This window comes from Mycobacterium sp. FW102-FHT13B02, from assembly GCF_058790275.1.
In genome coordinates this window covers 483,968-501,331 of sequence record NZ_JBYTCM010000003.1, presented here as the reverse complement: position 1 = coordinate 501,331, position 17,364 = coordinate 483,968, and the positions used below count along the sequence as shown (strand labels likewise).

At 67.7% G+C, this 17,364-nt stretch carries 22 protein-coding genes; 10 read left to right on the top strand and 12 right to left on the bottom strand.

All coding sequences use genetic code 11. From position 1 onward, the window contains the following. Positions 1-101 precede the first annotated feature (101 nt). The 3 genes from AC3WTE_RS08100 to aroA all read right to left on the bottom strand — a co-directional run bounded on the left by AC3WTE_RS08100 (position 102) and on the right by aroA (position 2,685). Positions 102-326 (bottom strand): hypothetical protein, encoded by a 225-nt coding sequence (locus AC3WTE_RS08100; protein ID WP_492436813.1) that lies wholly within the window; start codon positions 324-326, stop codon positions 102-104. Between the two features lie 93 nt (positions 327-419). After that, positions 420-1,397, bottom strand: coding sequence for a ribosome small subunit-dependent GTPase A (rsgA, locus tag AC3WTE_RS08095; protein WP_492436812.1), 978 nt, complete (start codon positions 1,395-1,397; stop codon positions 420-422). 1 nt (position 1,398) lies between these two features. After that, positions 1,399-2,685 (bottom strand): 3-phosphoshikimate 1-carboxyvinyltransferase, encoded by a 1,287-nt coding sequence (gene aroA, locus AC3WTE_RS08090; RefSeq protein ID WP_492436811.1) that lies wholly within the window; start codon positions 2,683-2,685, stop codon positions 1,399-1,401. An 18-nt stretch (positions 2,686-2,703) separates the two neighbouring features. On the opposite strand from aroA, the gene AC3WTE_RS08085 reads away from it, so the two are divergent. Both AC3WTE_RS08085 and AC3WTE_RS08080 read left to right on the top strand, forming a co-directional pair. Continuing rightward, complete coding sequence (locus tag AC3WTE_RS08085; RefSeq protein ID WP_459366253.1) at positions 2,704-3,507, top strand: SOS response-associated peptidase; 804 nt, start codon at positions 2,704-2,706, stop codon at positions 3,505-3,507. Continuing rightward, positions 3,504-4,979, top strand: coding sequence for a DUF7782 domain-containing protein (locus AC3WTE_RS08080; protein ID WP_492436810.1), 1,476 nt, complete (start codon positions 3,504-3,506; stop codon positions 4,977-4,979). The genes AC3WTE_RS08085 and AC3WTE_RS08080 overlap by 4 nt, the downstream gene beginning before the upstream one ends. Positions 4,980-4,993: 14 nt before the next feature. On the opposite strand, the gene AC3WTE_RS08075 is transcribed toward AC3WTE_RS08080, so the two are convergent. Further along, positions 4,994-5,752, bottom strand: a complete 759-nt coding sequence (locus tag AC3WTE_RS08075) for a class I SAM-dependent methyltransferase (protein ID WP_492436809.1) — start codon at positions 5,750-5,752, stop codon at positions 4,994-4,996. A 31-nt stretch (positions 5,753-5,783) separates the two neighbouring features. Between AC3WTE_RS08075 and AC3WTE_RS08070 the strand changes: the two genes are divergently transcribed. Both AC3WTE_RS08070 and AC3WTE_RS08065 read left to right on the top strand, forming a co-directional pair. Next, positions 5,784-6,017 carry a hypothetical protein gene (locus AC3WTE_RS08070; protein WP_492436808.1) on the top strand — a complete coding sequence of 78 codons (234 nt, stop codon included), beginning with the start codon at positions 5,784-5,786 and terminating at the stop codon, positions 6,015-6,017. A 33-nt stretch (positions 6,018-6,050) separates the two neighbouring features. Beyond that, positions 6,051-6,296 carry a hypothetical protein gene (locus AC3WTE_RS08065; protein WP_492436807.1) on the top strand — a complete coding sequence of 82 codons (246 nt, stop codon included), beginning with the start codon at positions 6,051-6,053 and terminating at the stop codon, positions 6,294-6,296. Between the two features lie 5 nt (positions 6,297-6,301). Here the strand turns inward: AC3WTE_RS08065 and AC3WTE_RS08060 are convergent, their stop codons facing one another. Together AC3WTE_RS08060 and AC3WTE_RS08055 are read right to left on the bottom strand one after the other, a co-directional pair. Then, positions 6,302-7,150: an SDR family oxidoreductase gene (locus AC3WTE_RS08060; protein WP_492436806.1), complete on the bottom strand. Its 849-nt coding sequence runs from the start codon at positions 7,148-7,150 to the stop codon at positions 6,302-6,304. A gap of 23 nt (positions 7,151-7,173) precedes the next feature. Further along, positions 7,174-7,665, bottom strand: coding sequence for an aminoacyl-tRNA deacylase (locus AC3WTE_RS08055; RefSeq protein ID WP_492436805.1), 492 nt, complete (start codon positions 7,663-7,665; stop codon positions 7,174-7,176). 221 nt (positions 7,666-7,886) lie between these two features. Between AC3WTE_RS08055 and AC3WTE_RS08050 the strand changes: the two genes are divergently transcribed. Next, positions 7,887-8,516 carry a sigma-70 family RNA polymerase sigma factor gene (locus AC3WTE_RS08050; RefSeq protein WP_459370440.1) on the top strand — a complete coding sequence of 210 codons (630 nt, stop codon included), beginning with the start codon at positions 7,887-7,889 and terminating at the stop codon, positions 8,514-8,516. Then, on the top strand, positions 8,516-8,833 hold the full coding sequence (rsrA, locus tag AC3WTE_RS08045; RefSeq protein ID WP_492436804.1) for a mycothiol system anti-sigma-R factor: 318 nt from the start codon (positions 8,516-8,518) through the stop codon (positions 8,831-8,833). The genes AC3WTE_RS08050 and rsrA overlap by 1 nt, the downstream gene beginning before the upstream one ends. Positions 8,834-8,886: 53 nt before the next feature. Here the strand turns inward: rsrA and AC3WTE_RS08040 are convergent, their stop codons facing one another. Beyond that, positions 8,887-8,961, bottom strand: a complete 75-nt coding sequence (locus tag AC3WTE_RS08040; protein ID WP_085976028.1) for a 50S ribosomal protein bL37 — start codon at positions 8,959-8,961, stop codon at positions 8,887-8,889. A gap of 137 nt (positions 8,962-9,098) precedes the next feature. Between AC3WTE_RS08040 and AC3WTE_RS08035 the strand changes: the two genes are divergently transcribed. Together AC3WTE_RS08035 and AC3WTE_RS08030 are read left to right on the top strand one after the other, a co-directional pair. Then, a complete protein-coding gene (locus AC3WTE_RS08035) occupies positions 9,099-9,314 on the top strand; it encodes a biotin/lipoyl-binding carrier protein (RefSeq protein ID WP_459366245.1) in 216 nt (71 codons plus the stop codon). Between the two features lie 23 nt (positions 9,315-9,337). Next, entirely contained in the window at positions 9,338-10,831 is a 1,494-nt protein-coding gene (locus AC3WTE_RS08030; RefSeq protein WP_492436803.1) for a sensor histidine kinase, read from the top strand. A gap of 112 nt (positions 10,832-10,943) precedes the next feature. Here the strand turns inward: AC3WTE_RS08030 and whiB1 are convergent, their stop codons facing one another. The 3 genes from whiB1 to AC3WTE_RS08015 form a co-directional block, all read right to left on the bottom strand. After that, on the bottom strand, positions 10,944-11,198 hold the full coding sequence (gene whiB1 / locus AC3WTE_RS08025) for a transcriptional regulator WhiB1 (RefSeq protein WP_043392449.1): 255 nt from the start codon (positions 11,196-11,198) through the stop codon (positions 10,944-10,946). 249 nt (positions 11,199-11,447) lie between these two features. Further along, entirely contained in the window at positions 11,448-12,407 is a 960-nt protein-coding gene (locus AC3WTE_RS08020; protein ID WP_492436802.1) for a diacylglycerol/lipid kinase family protein, read from the bottom strand. Positions 12,408-12,459: 52 nt separating this feature from the next. Further along, the gene (locus AC3WTE_RS08015) at positions 12,460-12,816 is read right to left on the bottom strand and encodes a YchJ family protein (RefSeq protein ID WP_492436848.1); all 357 of its coding nucleotides are present in this window, start codon (positions 12,814-12,816) and stop codon (positions 12,460-12,462) included. Positions 12,817-12,909: 93 nt separating this feature from the next. Here AC3WTE_RS08015 and aroQ point away from each other — a divergent pair, with 93 nt between their 5' ends. Continuing rightward, positions 12,910-13,353: a type II 3-dehydroquinate dehydratase gene (gene aroQ, locus AC3WTE_RS08010; RefSeq protein WP_043392452.1), complete on the top strand. Its 444-nt coding sequence runs from the start codon at positions 12,910-12,912 to the stop codon at positions 13,351-13,353. Continuing rightward, positions 13,350-13,739, top strand: coding sequence for a hypothetical protein (locus AC3WTE_RS08005; protein WP_492436801.1), 390 nt, complete (start codon positions 13,350-13,352; stop codon positions 13,737-13,739). Before aroQ ends, AC3WTE_RS08005 begins: the two co-directional genes overlap by 4 nt. A 5-nt stretch (positions 13,740-13,744) precedes the next feature. Here the strand turns inward: AC3WTE_RS08005 and AC3WTE_RS08000 are convergent, their stop codons facing one another. After that, positions 13,745-15,142 carry a mechanosensitive ion channel family protein gene (locus AC3WTE_RS08000; RefSeq protein ID WP_492436847.1) on the bottom strand — a complete coding sequence of 466 codons (1,398 nt, stop codon included), beginning with the start codon at positions 15,140-15,142 and terminating at the stop codon, positions 13,745-13,747. Further along, entirely contained in the window at positions 15,142-17,340 is a 2,199-nt protein-coding gene (locus AC3WTE_RS07995; RefSeq protein WP_492436800.1) for an adenylate/guanylate cyclase domain-containing protein, read from the bottom strand. The genes AC3WTE_RS08000 and AC3WTE_RS07995 overlap by 1 nt, the downstream gene beginning before the upstream one ends. Positions 17,341-17,364: the final 24 nt, after the last annotated feature.

Below are 17,364 nucleotides of genomic sequence, written 5' to 3'. Positions count from 1 at the left end.
ATACCCCAGCCGAGCGCTTGCGTGATCTACTACGGGCTCAATAACCAGCAGTGTTGCGACAACCCCTAGAAACCGCCCTCCGGAAGAGGGGCAGTTTTGGTTCAGCCGACGTTGCCGCGGTGCTCAGGCGGGGCAGGCGTGAATGTCTGGCTGCCGGGATTGACATAGTTCTCGGTCGGCGACACCGATGTCGTAGTTGTGGTTGTGGTCGTCGTGGGGCTGGGGGATTGGCCTCCGTTACTGCAACTGGCCAGCAACGCACTCGATGCGATCAATGCGCTGATACCCAGCGTGGCGCTCAGGCGCCGGATTGTCCGTGAATTCATAGTGGCCGATGCTATGACTCATTCGGTCATGGCGGCAGGGGCGAAATCGCGAGGAAAGACGTCCGTAAAGAAAATTCACATACCCGCGGCCCGCTAGTACGCCGGCTCGTTCAGCACCGCGAGCAGGCGACGGGCGGCGGCGACTCGGTCGAGGGCCGGTCCCGTGAGCGCGTCCAGCGCGCATTCCGGGTCGGCCGGTGGCCCCATGTGCCCGCAGCCGCGCGGGCAGTCCTCGATGGCCTCGGCGAGATCGGAGAAGGCCAGCAGCACGTCGTCGGGCTTGATGTGCGCCAGCCCAAAGGACCGGATGCCCGGGGTGTCGACCACCCAGCCGTCGTCGAGCGGCAGCGCCACCGACTGGGTCGAGGTGTGCTTGCCCTTGCCGACGCCCGACACCTCGCCGGTGGCCCGGTCCGCCTGGGGCACAAGGCGATTCACCAATGTGGACTTGCCGACGCCGGAATGGCCGAGCAGCACGGTGACGTGGCCCTCGAGCAGGGGCGCCACCGCGTCGAGCGGATCGTCGCGGCCGGCGGTGATGATCGTCAGATCCAGGCCGGTGAATTCAGCGGCGAATGGTTCGGCCGGGGCCAGGTCCTGCTTGGTCAGACACAGGATCGGCTGCAGCCCACCGACATACGCGGCGATCAGGGCGCGCTGCACCAGCCCGGCACGCGGCGGCGGGTCGGCCAGGGCGACAACCATCAACAACTGATCGGCGTTGGCGACCACGACGCGTTCGGTCGGGTCGGTGTCATCGGCCGTGCGGCGCAACACCGTTCGACGATCGTCGCGGCGGACGATGCGGGCCAGCGTGTCGGGCTTGCCCGACATGTCGCCGACGATGCCCACCGAATCGCCGACCACGATCGGAGTGCGGCCCAGTTCGCGGGCCCGCATCGCGGTGATGATGTGGTCCGGATTGCCGTCCAGTGCACAACCCCAGCGGCCGCGGTCGACGGTGACGACCATGGCCTCGCGCGCGTCGGCGTGGGTGGGCCGGTTCTTGGTGCGGGGACGCGAACCTTTGCCCGAGCGCACCCGGACATCTGATTCGTCATACTCCCGCAAGCTATTTCCCGGCCAGCAGGTCTGCCCACATACCGGGGAAGTCGGGCAGTGTCTTGGCCGTGGTGGCGATGTCCTCCACCTGGACGCCGGGCACCCGCAGCCCGATGATCGCGCCTGCGGTCGCCATCCGGTGATCGGCATACGATCGCCAGATGCCCCCGTGCAGTGGCACAGCCGTGATCACCAGGCCGTCGTCGGTCTCGCGGCACTGGCCACCCAGCCCGTTGATCTCGGCGGTCAGGGCAGCCAGGCGGTCGGTCTCGTGCCCACGCAGATGTGCGATGCCCGACAGCGTCGACACCGAACCGGGACGGGCCAGCGCGGCCAGCGCGGCCAGCGACGGCGCCAGCTCGCCGACGGCCTTCAAGTTGGCGTCGAAGCCGGGGTAGCTCTGCGCGCCCCGGACCTCCAGGTACGAATCAACCACCCGGACAGCGGTATTGAGCTTGCCGAGCAGCTCGAGGATGTCACCGGAGGGCTGGACGCTCTGCTCCGGCCAGTGGGCCAGCCGCACCGTGCCGCCGGTCACCGCGGCGGCCGCCAGGAACGGGACCGAGTTCGACAGATCCGGTTCGATGGCCCAGTGGCGCGCCGCGATCGGGCCTGCCGACACGTGCCAGCGGTTCGGCTCGCTGTCATCGACCTCGACGCCCGCCTCGCGCAGCATCGTGATGGTCATCGCGATGTGCGGCTGCGACGGGACCGTATCGCCGGTGTGGATGACCGTCAGGCCCGAGCGGAAAGTGGCTCCCGACAACAACAGTCCGGACACGAACTGCGACGACGACGACGCATCGATTCGCACCTCGCCGCCGGCCACCGATCCGGTGCCGGACACCGTGAACGGCATCCCGTCGCCGTCGATGTCGACGCCGAGGCCGCGCATCGCATCCAGCAGTGGCGTGATGGGGCGGGTCTTGGCCTGCTCGTCACCGTCAAAGACAACGTGCCCCGTGCCCTGCGCGGCCACCGGCGGGACGAACCGCAGCACGGTGCCGGCCAGCCCGCAGTCGATGCGCACGTGGTCGGCGGGGGAGATGGCACCGCCGACGGTCAGTTCGGTGCCGTCACCGTCGACCGTCACGCCCAGGGCCTGCAGCGCGCCGATCATCAGGTTGGTGTCGCGGCTACGCAGCGCGCCGCTGACCGTGGAGACCCCGGCGGTGCCCCCGGTACGCGTTCCCAGAGCCGCCAGGATCAACGCCCGGTTGGTCTGCGACTTCGATCCCGGCACGGTGACAGTGGCCTGCACCGGACCGGTCACCGACGGTGCGGGCCAGAGTTCCATGCCCCTATCCTGCCTGGTATGTGCGGGCGATTTGCAGTCACCACCGACCCGGCGCTGCTGGCCGAGAAAATCCACGCTTTGGACGAAACCGCCGAGAGCGCCGTTCGAACTGCGAAAGACGGTGCTGAGCAGGGGGCCGGCAACTCGGGAGCCAACTACAACGTGGCGCCCACCACGACAATCAGCACCGTGGTGCGGCGGCATTCCGAGCCCGACGACGAGGCCACCCGCCGGATCCGGTCGATGCGCTGGGGCCTGATCCCGCCGTGGGTCAAGACCACGGCCGACGGCTCACCCGACACCAAGGGACCACTGCTGATCAACGCGCGCGCCGAGACGCTCACCACGTCACCGGCGTTCCGCGGCTCGGCGAAATCGAAGCGCTGCCTCATCCCGATGGACGGCTGGTACGAGTGGCGGCCCAACCCGGCGGCGGCCGAGGGCAAGAAGGCCACCAAGACCCCGTTCTACATGCACGCAGCCGACGACGATCTGCTCTTCATGGCGGGTCTGTGGTCGACCTGGCGGCCGGCCGGCAGTTCCCGCGAGGACGCCCCCCTGGTCAGCTGCACCATCATCACGACCGAGTCGGTCGGGCCGCTGGCCGAGATCCACGACCGCATGCCGCTGACCATCAGCGCCGGCGACTGGGACCGCTGGCTCGATCCCGACGCACCGATCGACGAGGGGCTGCTACGCGGGCACGGCGACTTGGACCGCATCGTCACCCGTGAGGTGTCCAAGTTGGTCAACAGCATTCGCAACAATGGCCCCGAACTCATCGAACCCGCCAAGGCCGAACCTGAAGGGACGTTGTTTTGACCGCGCTGGACCCGCTGTTGGTGGAGGCGCTCGGCGCTGATCTGCGCTCGGCCGGATACACCACCGATGAAGTGGCCGAGCTGCTCGGCGACGACGCCAACGCGGCGATGAGCCGCGGCGTGTGGTGGCCGGCGCTGCGCGCGACCAGAACCGCCGACAACACCAGACTGGCCACGCTGATCCGGCTCTTCCTCCTCGGTACCGATGAACCGGTGGACCAGGTGCAGACGGCATTCCCGTCGACCCCTCTCGCCGAGCTGGCCGCGGCCGGCGTGCTGCACGTGACCGGCACGGCCCGTGCGGCTCTCGACATCCGCCCGCACAGCGACGGGGAACGCGATTTTTTCGTCGTCTCGGACCAGGACGCCGCCCTGCGCAGCGGGCCGGTCGAGCACGAGCATGTGCTCGGTATCGGCGGCGCGTCGATGTCGTTGGCGCGGGCCGTCATTCGGACGCCGGTGCAGCGCGCGCTCGATCTGGGCACCGGCTGCGGCATCCAGGCGCTGCACCTGTCCGGCCACTGCGCCGACATCGTGGGCACCGACACCAACGCGCGGGCGCTGGCCCTGGCGCAGGCCACCGCAGGACTCAATGGGATGTCCTGGGATCTGCGGCCCGGCAGCCTGTTCGACCCGGTGGCCGGGGAGCGGTTCGACCTCATCGTCTCCAACCCGCCGTTCGTCGTGGGCGCGGGGGCCCAGGACTACATCTACCGCGACTCTGGCGTGGCCGGAGACGGCTTGTGCCGCACCATCATCGAGAACGTCGGCAACTACCTGACGCCCGGCGGCACCGCCCAGATCATGGCCAATTGGATTGTCCGGGGTGATGATTGGCAGACCCGGGTGCAGCAGTGGCTGGCCGGCACCGGGCTGCACGCCTGGGTGGTGCAGCGCGAGCTGGCCGACCCGGTCAGCTACGTGTCCCTGTGGCTGGCCGACGCCGGGGAGCCCGCCGAACAGATCGCACAGCGCGGCGCGGACTGGCTGGACTGGTTCGACGCCGAAGGCATCACCGGGATCGGTATGGGCCTGATCTCGCTGCGGGTGCCGCGCCCCGGTGAGGCGCCCGAGCAGATTCTCGAGGAGATCACCGACGAACCCATCACCGGGGTCGAGGTGGAGGCGTTCTTCGCCCGCCGGGCCTACCTGCGCGACAACGCGGACGCGGCCCTGCTGGCTGCGCGGCTGTCGACGGCGCCGGTACTGCTGGAACAGCATTCGCTGCCCGGGCCGGATGGTTGGCAACAGATCGGCGCCGCCGTCCGTCGTCCCGGCGGCCCGGGCGCGGTGCTCGGCGTGGACGAGGTCATGACCGCTCTGCTGGCCGGGTGCCGCGGTGAGGTGCCGCTGGGCACACTCGTCGGCCTCCTCGCGGCGCATCACGGCGTCGACGCCGATGCCCTCGCCGAGGCGGCGCTACCCGAGATCCGGGAAGCGATCGGACGGGGAATTCTCTACCAGGCCAGCTGAATTCAGCGACAGCATCAACGGCGACGTGCGGTGATCACCGCGTACGGCGCGTCGAAAGCGACCGCGCCGTCGGATGATTCGTGAGCGGCCAGTGCCGCGGTGAAGGCGGTGACCAGCCGGTGGCGGGTCGCGTCGTCGAGGTTGGCCAACATCGAGACGTGCATCGGTGATTCGTCGGTGATGAACCGCACCCCGTCCGCCAACGACGCGAAACGCCAGGTGAGCGTGCCGCTTTCAATGTTCACGTCGGCGAAGTCGGCGTCCAGTCGGGCGTGCACCAACTCGGGCACGCCCCACTGATCGGGAGAGTAGGGGGCTTGTTCCGGCAGGCCCAGCACCTCGACGATCGGGGTGAAGAACGGATTGTCCCCGGCCCGGACCCATGTCGAAAATCCCAGGGCACCACCGGGTTTGAGCAGCCGAGCCAGTTCGGCGACCATGGCGGCCGGCTCGACGAAGATGATGCCCTGGTTCGATACCGCGGTGTCGAAGGCAGCATCGGGTAGCCCGGTGGCGGATGCGTCGGCGGCCACCCACTGGACCGCATCGCCACCGGGCTTGGCAGCGGCGATGGCCAGCAACTCGGGCGTGAGGTCGACACCGGTGACATGTGCGCCCAGACTGGCGGCGTGCAGCGCCGCGTTGCCGGTCCCGCAGGCCAGGTCGACGAGGGCGGTGCCGGGCCCGTGGGGTACCGCGGCGACGACCTCCGCGGCGATGGGCAAGATGAATTCGGCGACGGCCTCATACCGTCCGACTGACCACGTCGACATGCGGTCACTGTATGCCTACGTTGGAACCACCATGACCGACGACGAAGAACGTGCGGCCGGCGTACTCGGTTTCGAGATGACGATCGCCGAGTGGCTGGGTGCCGCAGCCATGCTCGCTGCGCCGTATCTGGTGCTGGGTCTGCTCTGGGCGATGACGCACACCGCCGCGTTCGAGGCTGCCCATGGTGCGGACCGCGTGTTCGTGTTCGCCCGGACCGTGGTGTTCTGGCCGATGCTGGTGCTGACGAGCATGTGCCTGCCATGACCGGTGAAAAACCCGGAACGGGGCGTTGATCTGATGCGACGATTGCTCAGCCGGCGGGTCAGCGTCGGCGCGATGGCGGAATTCCTGCTGTGGATGGCGCTGCCGTACCTGCTGATCGGTATGGCGTGGACGTTTCTGCACCCGCATGCGGTGGAGCAGGTTCAGAAGCAATGGGACCGCGCTTTTCCCGCCATCGCACCGCTGGCCGCACTCGTCGAGGTGACGGTGGCGTGGCCCCCGATGGTCTCGGGTGTCGAGATCTGCCCTGTCTCGGCCTAGTTGGCCTAGGGGCCGGTGTATCCGGGCGGGTTGGGGGTGTCCACCCACAGGTCGACGCCGAGCTCACCGCCGGGGACGCAGTTGTACACCGACAGGTCGGTGACGCCGGAGTCCAGCAGCACGTCCTCGCACAACAGGCTCTGACCGGTGTACTCGCGGGCCGGCTTGGTGAAGACCGCGTAGGCGGCGTCGGAGTACACCTCGGGACGGCGGGCCTTGGCCATCGCCTCGTCACCGCCGAGCAGGTTCTGCACGGCAGCGGTGGCGACCAGCGTGCGCGGCCACAGGGTGTTCGACGCGATGCCGGCTTCGCGCATCTCTTCGGCGATACCCAACGCGCACAACGTCATGCCGTACTTCGCCATCATGTAGGCGGTCGGCTTGAGCCACTCGGATTCCATCCGGATCGGCGGCGACAGCGTGAGGATGTGCGGGTTCTCGCGGCCCTTCATGTGAGGGATGCAGGCTTGCGAGACGGCGTAGGTGCCACGGATCTGGATGCCGTTCATCAGGTCGAAGCGCTTCATCGGCACTTCCTCGATGGAGCCGAGGTTGATGGCCGAGGCGTTGTTCACGCAGAGGTCGATGGCACCGAACTGCTCGACGGCCTGAGCCACCGCGGCAGTGACGGAGTCGGGATCGCGGACGTCACCGACGATGGGCAGGGCCTGGCCGCCGGCCTCCTCGATCTCCTTGGCCGCCGTGTAGACGGTTCCTTCGAGTTTGGGATGGGGCTCCGCGGTCTTGGCCAGCAGCGCGACATTGGCGCCGTCGGCCGCGACCTTCTTGGCGATGGCCAGCCCGATGCCACGGCTGGCACCGGAGATGAACATGGTCTTCCCGGACAGAGTCATGCGCACACCCTATGCCGCCGGAGTTACCGCGGAGTACATATCTCGGCAGTCACCGCCGAGGTGGCGCTGACCAGGTCGGCCGGGGCCAGCACGACGTCCAGCCCGCGCTTGCCCGCGCTGCACAGGACCCGGTCCCACTGCAGTGCCGACTCGTCGACGACCGTCGGCAACGGCCTGCGTTGTCCCAGCGGAGAAATACCGCCGACGACGTACCCGGTGGAACGTTGCGCGGCGGCCTGCTCGGCCATCTCGGCCTTCGGGACACCCAGCGCGGCCGCCGCGGCCTTGAACGACAGCTTGCCGGGCACCGGCAGTACCGCGACGGCCAGGCCCCCGGGGATCGCCAGCACCAGCGTCTTGAAGATCTGCGCCGCGACGAACCCTGCCGCGGCCAGTTCGATGACGGCCTCGTCGCCGAACGACGTCGCCCGCGGGTCGTGCCGGAACTGTCGCACCTCATAGCTGATCCCGGCGGCCTGTAGGGCCCTGATCGCCGGGGTTGCCGCGCTCGCCATGGCGTCCAAGGGTAAGGGCCGCAGCGAGATCGGGAACAACTGCGAGGTCCGGCGCTGTTACTCCCGTCAGCATGGTCAATTAATGGCTGGAGAACTTGTCGGTCGCAGCCTCTAGGATCGGACGGAAGGGGACATAGGTGCCAACGGCATGTCTGGAACGTCCGGTCGAGTTGCCGGACCTGTTGCGTGGCGCCGCGACAGAAGGGACGGTCTCGACCACGATGACCGACATCGACGGGCTGGGGTCCGCGCTCGAGAGCGATGCGGAGCTGACGGCGCGTTTCGAGCGCGACGCCATTCCGCTGCTCGATCAGCTCTACGGCGGTGCGCTGCGCATGACGCGCAACCCCGCGGACGCCGAGGACCTGGTGCAGGAAACCATGGTCAAGGCCTACTCGGCCTTCCATTCGTTCCGCGAGGGCACCAACCTCAAGGCGTGGCTGTACCGCATCATGACCAACACGTACATCAACAGCTACCGCAAGAAGCAGCGGCAGCCGGCGGAGTACCCGACCGACGAGATCACCGACTGGCAGCTGGCGTCCAACGCCGAGCACTCGTCGACTGGTCTGCGCTCGGCCGAGGTCGAGGCACTCGAGGCGCTGCCGGACACCGAAATCAAGGCCGCGCTGCAGGCGCTGCCGGAGGAGTTCAGGATGGCGGTGTACTACGCCGACGTCGAGGGCTTCCCGTACAAGGAGATCGCCGAAATCATGGATACCCCGATCGGGACGGTGATGTCCCGTCTGCACCGTGGCCGCAAGCAGCTGCGCGAACTGTTGGCCGGCGTCGCCCGGGATCGCGGGTTCGTCCGTGGGGACAGCCTTGTCGACAGCCAGGAGGTGTCCTGATGAGCGACAGCGACGAGTTCACCCGTCCTGACGAGCACACGTTCAAGCCGCCGATCGGGCCGGTCGACCCGGAGCATCCGGAATGCGCCGCGGTCATCGCCGAGGTATGGACTCTGCTCGACGGGGAATGCACAGCCGAGACGCGCGACAAGCTGCGTTTCCACCTGGAGGAGTGCCCGACCTGCCTGCGGCAGTACGGCGTGGAGGAGCGGGTGAAGGCGCTGATCGCCACCAAATGCAGCGGGGAGAAGGCTCCCGATGGCCTGCGTGCCCGCCTGAAGCTCGAAATCAGCCGCACCACCATCATTCGCGGCTGAACGTAAAAACCGCCCGGTTCCGTGAGGAGCCGGGCGGTTTTGGAAGGCGTGGGTCAGGCGTTGGGACGCCGGCCGTGGTTGGCCTTCGAGTGCTTACGGTCACGCTTCTTGCGGCCACGCTTGGCCATGATGGTCCTCCAAAGGTTCGGTTGCTCGCCCTACAGTGTCGCACGGCCACGCCACCCAATTGCAAACCGTGGTGCTGTGGTGCAATAGAGGCCGCAGGCACCGCCTGCGGACAGATACGTAGACGAGTGGGGTGAAGATGGCCGAGGACGTTCGCGCTGAAATCGTGGCCAGTGTGCTCGAGGTCGTGGTTCGCCAGGGCGACCAGATCGGCGAGGGTGACACGGTGGTGCTCCTCGAGTCGATGAAGATGGAGATTCCGGTGCTGGCCGAGGTCGCCGGCACGGTGACGTCCGTCAACGTGGCTGTCGGCGACGTGATCCAGGCCGGCGACCTCATCGCCGTCATCGGCTAGGCCCCCCGACCGGATAACGCGACGTGTCCACTCTCGGTGATCTGCTCGCCGAGCACACTGTCCTACCCGGCAATGCGGTCGACCATTTGCATGCCGTGGTCGGTGAATGGCAGCTGCTCGCCGACTTGTCGTTCGCCGACTACCTGATGTGGGTCCGTCGCGATGACGGGGCGCTGGTGTGCGTGGCCCAGATTCGGCCCAACACCGCGCTGACGGTGCTGTTCGCCGATGCGGTCGGGACCATCAACTCCGCCGCGGACATGCCGGCAGTCGCGGCGGCCTTCGACACCGGACTGATCGGCAGTGGCGAGGAAAGCGCTGCGGCACAAGGTGATTCGCGTCTCAATCTCGAGGCGGTCCCCGTGCGCTACGGCAATGACGTCGTCGCGGTGCTCACGCACCAGACCGCGCTCGCCGACCGGCGCAAGGTCGCGCCGCTCGAGCGGGCCTATCTGGACTGCGCGCGGGATCTGCTCCGCATGCTGGCCGAGGGGACGTTCCCGAACGTCGGCGACGTGCCGATGTCGCGGTCCAGCCCCCGTGTCGGCGACGGCCTGATCCGGCTGGACGTCGATGGGGTGGTCGTGTTCGCCAGCCCCAACGCCATCTCGGCCTATCACCGGATGGGGCTGGCCACCGAGCTGGACGGCCAGAACCTGATCAGTGTCACCCGCCCGCTGATCTCTGATCCCTTCGACGCCCAGGAACTGGCGAACCACGTCCGCGATCTGCTGGCGGGCGGCTCCAGCATGCGCATGGAGATCGACGCCGGCGGTGCCGCGGTGCTGCTACGGACAATCCCGTTGTCGGTGGGCGGTCAGGCGGTCGGTGCGGCGGTTCTGGTCCGTGACGTCACCGAGATCAAACGGCGTGACCGTGCGCTGCTGTCCAAGGACGCCACGATCCGTGAGATTCACCACCGCGTGAAGAACAACCTGCAGACCGTGGCGGCGCTGCTGCGGCTGCAGTCCCGGCGCGTGAACAATGCCGAGGCGCGCGAGGCGCTGCTGGATTCGGTGCGCCGGGTGTCGTCGATCGCGCTGGTGCACGATGCCCTGTCGCTGTCGGTGGACGAGGAAGTCAACCTCGACGCGGTGATCGACCGCATCCTGCCGATGATGAACGACCTGGCGTCGCTGGGCGCGCCCATCCGGGTGCGGCGCGAGGGCGATCTGGGCGTGCTGGACGCCGACCGGGCGCATGCGCTGATCATGGTCATCACCGAGTTGGTGCAGAACGCGATCGAGCACGCTTTCGACCCAAGCACCGAGAAAGGCAGCGTGACCATCAAGGCCGACCGGTCCGCACGCTGGCTCGATGTCGTGATACACGACGACGGGCACGGTTTGCCTGACGGCTTCACCCTCGAGAACTCAGACCGGCTGGGACTGCAGATCGTGCAGACGCAGGTGTCGTCGGTACTGGACGGCTCGCTGGCGATGAACGCGGCGCAGGGTGGCGGGACTGATGTGGTGCTGCGGATGCCGATCGGGCGCCGCGGCCGAGCCGCGCAATAGCCTGAGTGGGCGAGCCGCAACCTGAGAGTCCGCGCCGCGCAACATATTTGGGGTCCGCCCCACAAAAATGACCCCGGCGATTCGCCGGGGTCATTTTTGAATGCCGTGGTGGCTAGACGCCGGTGCGAGCCTTGGTGCGGGCGTTGCGGCGCTTCAGCGCGCGACGCTCGTCTTCGCTCATGCCGCCCCAGACGCCCGCGTCCTGGCCGGACTCCAGTGCCCAGCTCAGGCACTCGGTGGTCACCGGGCACCGGTTGCACACGAGCTTCGCGTCAGCGATCTGGGCGATGGCCGGGCCGCTGTTTCCCACGGGGAAGAACAGTTCCGGGTCCTCGTCGCGACAGACCGCCTTGTGGCGCCAATCCATGGTCAACACTCCTCACTGGGCGCGCAGCAAAGCGCGCAAGGTTTTTTACTTCGGCTGTTAACGGGTGCACACGAAATGTTTCTGCACTGTTGCATCTGATGTTTTCACAGGCTGGACAGATGTCAATAGCGGCGCGTTAACTCGTGGGCAATGTCACTTCGGACCCGGGTTGGCAGGCCCCTAACCCAGTTGTACTACACTCGGGCCACCTGCGCCCTAAATTTGGCAAACTGTTACCAAGATCGCTGGTCACTGCGCTGCCGCTGGTGGCGCGACCACGTTGAGCGCCCCGGGCACCGACGTGAACGTCATGCTTTCGCGCAGGCCAACGAAATCCCCGTCGATCTGGCACGCAATCGGTGTGTCACTTGTCACGCGCAGCCACGGCAGGTCGTCGTCGCGAATGAGATGCGGACCCTCGATGTGTGGCGAACGCGACAGCATCCGTCGCAGCAATCGAAGGTTGGCCCAGATGCCCATGCTGGTGGTCGCGAACACGCCGAGCCCGGTCTCGAACGTCGTCGTGGGGTTGGTCCAGACCGGCCGGCTGTTGGCGTAGGTCCACGGGCTGGAGTTCGAGACGAACGCGAAGTGCACGCCGGTGATCGGCTCGCGATCGGGCAGGTACAGCGTCAGTCGCGGGGGCTTGCGGGCGCTGCTGACGGCCGCGCGGATCGCGACCCGGATGTACCGCGACGCGGTCACCTTGCGGCCCTTGGCGCGTTGCGCCTCGACGGCCGCCACGACCTCGCCGTCGACGCCCATGCCTGCGGTGAACACCGACCAGCGGTCGCCACAGTCCATCAGGCCGATCCGCCGCCAGGGCACGCCCCGCCGGTAGTCGCTCAGGAGGTCGACGAGCTGGTTGGTCGCCTGCAGCGGGTCGGGGCTGATGCCGAGTGCCCTCGCGAAGACGTTCGCCGAGCCGCCGGGCACCACGCCGACGGCGGTGTTGGACGCCCCCGGCACGCCGTTGGCGTGCCCCAGTATGCCGTTGACGACCTCGTTGACGGTGCCGTCGCCGCCGTGCACGATCACCACGTCGGTGCCGTCAGCGGCGGCCTGGTGCCCGATCTCGATGGCGTGGCCGCGGTGGTCGGTGTGTACGACGGTCAGGTCGACGCGGCTCTCGAGCGCATGGGCCAGCAGGTCCCGGCCTGCCGGGGTGGTCGAGGTCGCGTTCGGGTTCACGATCAGCACGGCACGCACGGATGACGAGCCTATCCGGGCCGCGGCCGTCGGCAACTCGGTCGCCCAGGTGCTAGTCCACGAAATCGCCGTCGACGTAAAGCCATCGGCCGTCGCGGCTCCGGGTGAAGCGGCTGCGCTCGTGCAGGATGTGCCGGCCACCGTCGCGTACGTACTGGGCGCGGAACTGCACCACGCCGGCCGGGTCATCCTCGCCGCCGGCCTCGGTGTCGACGATCTGCAGGCGGCGCCACACGACGTCGGCGTCGAGGTCGAGGCCCGCCGGGCGGGTGCTCGGGTGCCACGTCGCCAGCAGGTAGTCGACGTCGCCGAGGGCGAACGCGGTGAACCGTGAACGCATCAGCGCCACGGCGGTGGCGGCGGGACGCTCCCCGCGGTGCAGCGGGCCGCAGCAGGCGGCGTACGCCATCCCGGTATCGCAGCGACACGGCGCGGTGTTGATCGGCGGGTTGTTGGTCGGCACTGCGTAATTCTGCCTGTTCGCAGCCGGTACCGTGGATGGGTGACCGATCGCCGCCTGCTCCTCGTCAACGGCCCCAACCTGAATCTGTTGGGTACTCGCCAGCCGGAAATCTACGGCTCCACCACCCTGGCGCAGATCGAGCAGGCCGTGACCGACCTGGCCGCGCAACTCGGCTTCTCCGTGCGCGCCGTGCAGAGCAACCATGAAGGCGAACTGGTCGACGCGATCCAGGCGGCGCGCACCGACTGCGTCGGCATCGTGATCAACCCCGCCGCGTACAGCCACACCTCGGTGGCCATCGCCGACGCGCTCACCGCGGCCGAATTGCCGGTTGCCGAAGTGCATTTGAGCAATATCCACAAGCGCGAGGCCTTCCGGCACCACTCCTACGTGTCGGCGGTGGCCGAGACGGTGATCGCCGGTGCGGGGCCCATCGGCTACGAATTGGCGGTGCGGTATCTGGCAGATCGGTTGTCGCGGTGAGTGATCCGGCGATCCATCCGCCGGCCGTGCGCCGGGCCGGGTTCCTCGTGGCAGCCGAGGGGGTGCTCGGTTTGATCGGGGCGGCGGTGTACGTGGTGCGCGGGCTGGCCGGGGCGGACCAGCACATCGTCAGCGGGTACGGCAATGCGCTCTGGCTGGTGTGTATCTGCGGGGCGGTGCTCGCCGGCGGCTGGGCGCTGATCACCGGCCGGCGCTGGGGGCGCGGCATCGGGGTGTTCGCCAACCTGTTGCTGTTGGGCGTCGCGTGGTACGTCTTCCAGTCCGGCCAGTTGCAGTACGCCATCGCGGTCGCGCTGGTCGCGATCGTCACGCTGGGGCTGTTGTTCAGCCCGTCGACCGTGCAGTGGGTCTCCCGGCGCGATTGAGGCTTTCAGTCCTCCGTCAGTGCGCGCTGGGCGCGCGCCCGGCGATCTTCGATGGCGCGGCCGAATTCCTGCAGCAGCAACGGGTTTCGTTGTACCACCATCTCGATATGACCGCGCTCGACGTGGACCACCGTGACCTCGTCGAGGGCGTGCGCGTAGCCGATCACCGGCTGGCGGGTGAGGGTGCTCTGGCCGAGATACCCGCCCTCGTCGAGGATTCCGATCACCGGGCCGGGTTCGTCGGCGGTTCCGGCGGTTAGCTGGACGCGGCCCGACACGATGAAGGTCATCCGCTCCGGCACCTCGCCGGCACGCTGGACCACTTCATCGCTGGCGTAGCGTTGCAGGGCCGCAGCCGGCATGAGCTCACGCTGTTCGTCGGCGTCCAAATGCAACGTCGGCGCGACGACCTGGCCCACCGCGGCCATCAGCCGCTCGGGCGTCGCGAACTCGTCCTCGGCCTCGTCCAGATGCAGGCCGGCCCGCCGGGAGGCGTACCAGACCCATTGCAGGAAGAGGGTTTTCGTGTCTCCGTCGTCGGCGGGGGAGTTCAGCGGAATGGTGGTCTGGTATTCGAGACCACCCAGGGGGGTCGCCGACACGGTGCCCTCTCGGCGCCGCATCGGCAGGTCGGCGGCCAGCCCGGTCAGCATGGCGCATACCTGGTTCGGTGGGTCGTCCAGCGAGAAGATCGTCGTCACCTTGACCTTGTGCTTGTTCTCCGGGCGGCTCAGGTTCGCGAACGACGCCCCGGCGAGCACCGCGTTCGGGATGATCTGCAGTCCGGTGCTGGTCTCCAGATGCACTGCACGCCAGTTGACTTCGACCACCCGGCCCCGGGCGCTGGCGGTGTCGAGCCAGTCGCCGATCTGGAACGGCTGCTCGAACAGCATCAGCAGCCCGGAGATGACATGGCCGACGGAGTTCTGCAGCGTCAGGCCGATGACGATCGAGGTGATCCCGAGCGCGGTGAACAGACCGCGGACGTTGGCGCCCCAGATGTACGAGAAGATCAGCGCGAGACCCACCGCGATGAGGACGAACCGCGCGACGTCGACGAAGATCGTCGGAATCCGCTTGCGCCACGTCCCTTCCGGGGCGCCCTGGAACAGGGCGGCATTCACCCCGGACAACAGCAGGACGAGTACGACGAACGCGAAAAGCGTTGCGACGGTGCGGACCGAGGTGGCCCCGGCCGGCACCTGACGGGCCTCGGTCAGTAGGAGCAGCAGTGCGCCCAGCGGCAGCAGATAGTTGCGCAGCAGGGTCACCGGCCGCACCAGGAAGCTCTGCCGGCGCCGTAATGCGTGCTGCCACTCGGTGAGGGCGATCAGCCCGATCGGCAGTCCGATCGCGATGCCGACGGCCCAGTAGAACCAGGATGAGGTGAAGATGTCGGCGATCACCGCGACTCCACCAGCCGCCAGATCGGCTCCTCCCGTCCGTCGACGGTGACGGTGCCGACGGACGTGAAGCTCATGGTCTCTCGCAATGCCTGGTACACCCGGTCGGTGACGTCGATCCCGGGCTGTGGTGACCCGCTCTTGACCTGGTAGGCGACATTCACCGCCGCGCCCCACATGTCGTACACCACCGAGTGCCGGCCGCCGAGGCCGCTGCTGACGGTTCCGGTGTCGATGCCCGCGCGCAGGCCCAGGGCGTACCCCGTCTCGCCGTTGAACCGCTCGATGATCCGCTGGCACTCCAGCGCGAAGTCGACGGTGCGCCGCACGTTGTCCAGGCGCGGCACGTTGAGGCCGCAGCTGCTGAGGTAGCCGTTACGGATGGGCCGGCCCCGTTCGATACCGAGACTGTCTGCCGCGGCATCGAATTGGCGCTCGATCTCGGTGACGACGGCAAGAGAACCCTGCGACGTCAGCTCGGCCTGCAGCCGGTCGAGCCCCATGATCTCGGTGAAGATCACGGTGACGTTCTGGTGCTCCTCGGCCACTATCTCCTCGCCCTGCTGGTAGCGCTCGGCGACCGGCTCGGGCATCAGCAGCGCGAGCAGTTTGGAGTTCTCCTTGCGCTGCTCGACCAGGAGCTCCTCCTTGACGGTGAGACTTCTGCTCATCTCGTTGAAAGCCTCTGTCAGATCCCCGATTTCGTCGCGGGTGGACACCGGGATGGCGACGTCGTAGTCGCCGGCGCCGATTCGCTGCGCGCCGGCTTCCAGCCGCCGGATCGGCCTGACGAAGAGCTGGGCGAGGAACACCGCGGCGATGCAGACCGCGAAGATGATGCCGACCGTCGACAGCACCATGGTCCGGGTGAACGAGGCCTCCTTTTCGAAGGCCTCCGCGGTGTCGATCTTCGCGATGATGGACCAGTTCAGATCGGAATCGGGAATCGTCACTGGCGCATACGCCTGCAGTGCCTCGTTGCCGAGGTAGTCGGTGCCGATCTGGGTCCCCGATTCGCCGCGCTGCGCCCGCCGTGCGGACTCCGCCGGGATGGGCTGAACCAGCGTGGTCCCGCCGACCTGGATGGCCCGTTCGGCGACGGATGCGGGGGTACCGGCGTCGACGACTTCCTGCTTGTAGGCCTGCGGATTCTCCAGGAACAGCCGGGAGTCGGAGCGCATCAGGTTGTCCGACCCCACCAGGTAGACCTCGCCGGTGTTGCCCAGCCCGGATTGATCCCACCGCTTGTTGAAGGTCATCAGCCGGTTGACCTTCGACGCGGGGAACTGCAGGGCCAGCACGCCGACTGCGCGCCCGCCGTTGACGATCGGGGTGACCATCCACGCGGTGGGGTCGTTCTCCGCCGGCTGGTAGACCTCGAAGTCGGTGAACCCCACGTAGTCGAGCGCGTTGGACGACAACGCCTTCTCGTACGCGGCGCGCAGCTTCGAGCCGCTGTAAGGACCGGTGAGAATGTTGGTGCCGAGGTCGACGTCCTTGTACGCCGTGTAGACCATGTTGCCGCGGGTGTCGAGCAGCATGGCGTCCTGGAACTCGAAGCGGGTGACGATCTCGCGGAAGAAATCCTGGTACCGGGCGTTGGCTGCCGACCAGAGGCTGCCGTCGTGGGCGTCGTTCATCTTCACGGCGGTGTCGTCGTTCTGGCGCAGCGCGGTGTAGTTCGCCTGCAGGTACCGCTGTGGGTTGTCTTTCGGCAGCAACTGGTCGGCGTTGAGCGTCACCCCGCTGGATTTCTGGACCTCTTTGAGAAAAGTGTTGGTGTAGTAGTCACTGATCGACTGCGCCTGGGCGGGGCTGATGGGCTTGTCGGCCAGCGCGTCGAATCCGGCGGTGAACTCGGCCAGCGCGTTGACGGTGGTGGCTCCGCGCGCGTAGATGATCATCGAGTTCTTCAGGTCCGACAACTGGTCCTGCAGTGCGCGCGACTGCGACTGGCGGACTTCGGTCAGCCGGTTGAAGACCGAATCCCGCATCGTGCCGCGGCCGGTCTGGAAGGCGATGACCCCGACGACCGTGGCGGCCACGATGGTGCACAGCACCAGCATCACGACGAGCTTCGACTGGATGCTCACCTTCGACAGCACTTGACGACGCTGGAATCGGTCGAATCGCCGCGCCGCCGTCTTGCGTGGAGCCGCGCGCATTCCGTCGGCAATCCGTTCGGGGGCATCCACCATTGCGGTCCCTTCGCTGGGCCGGCC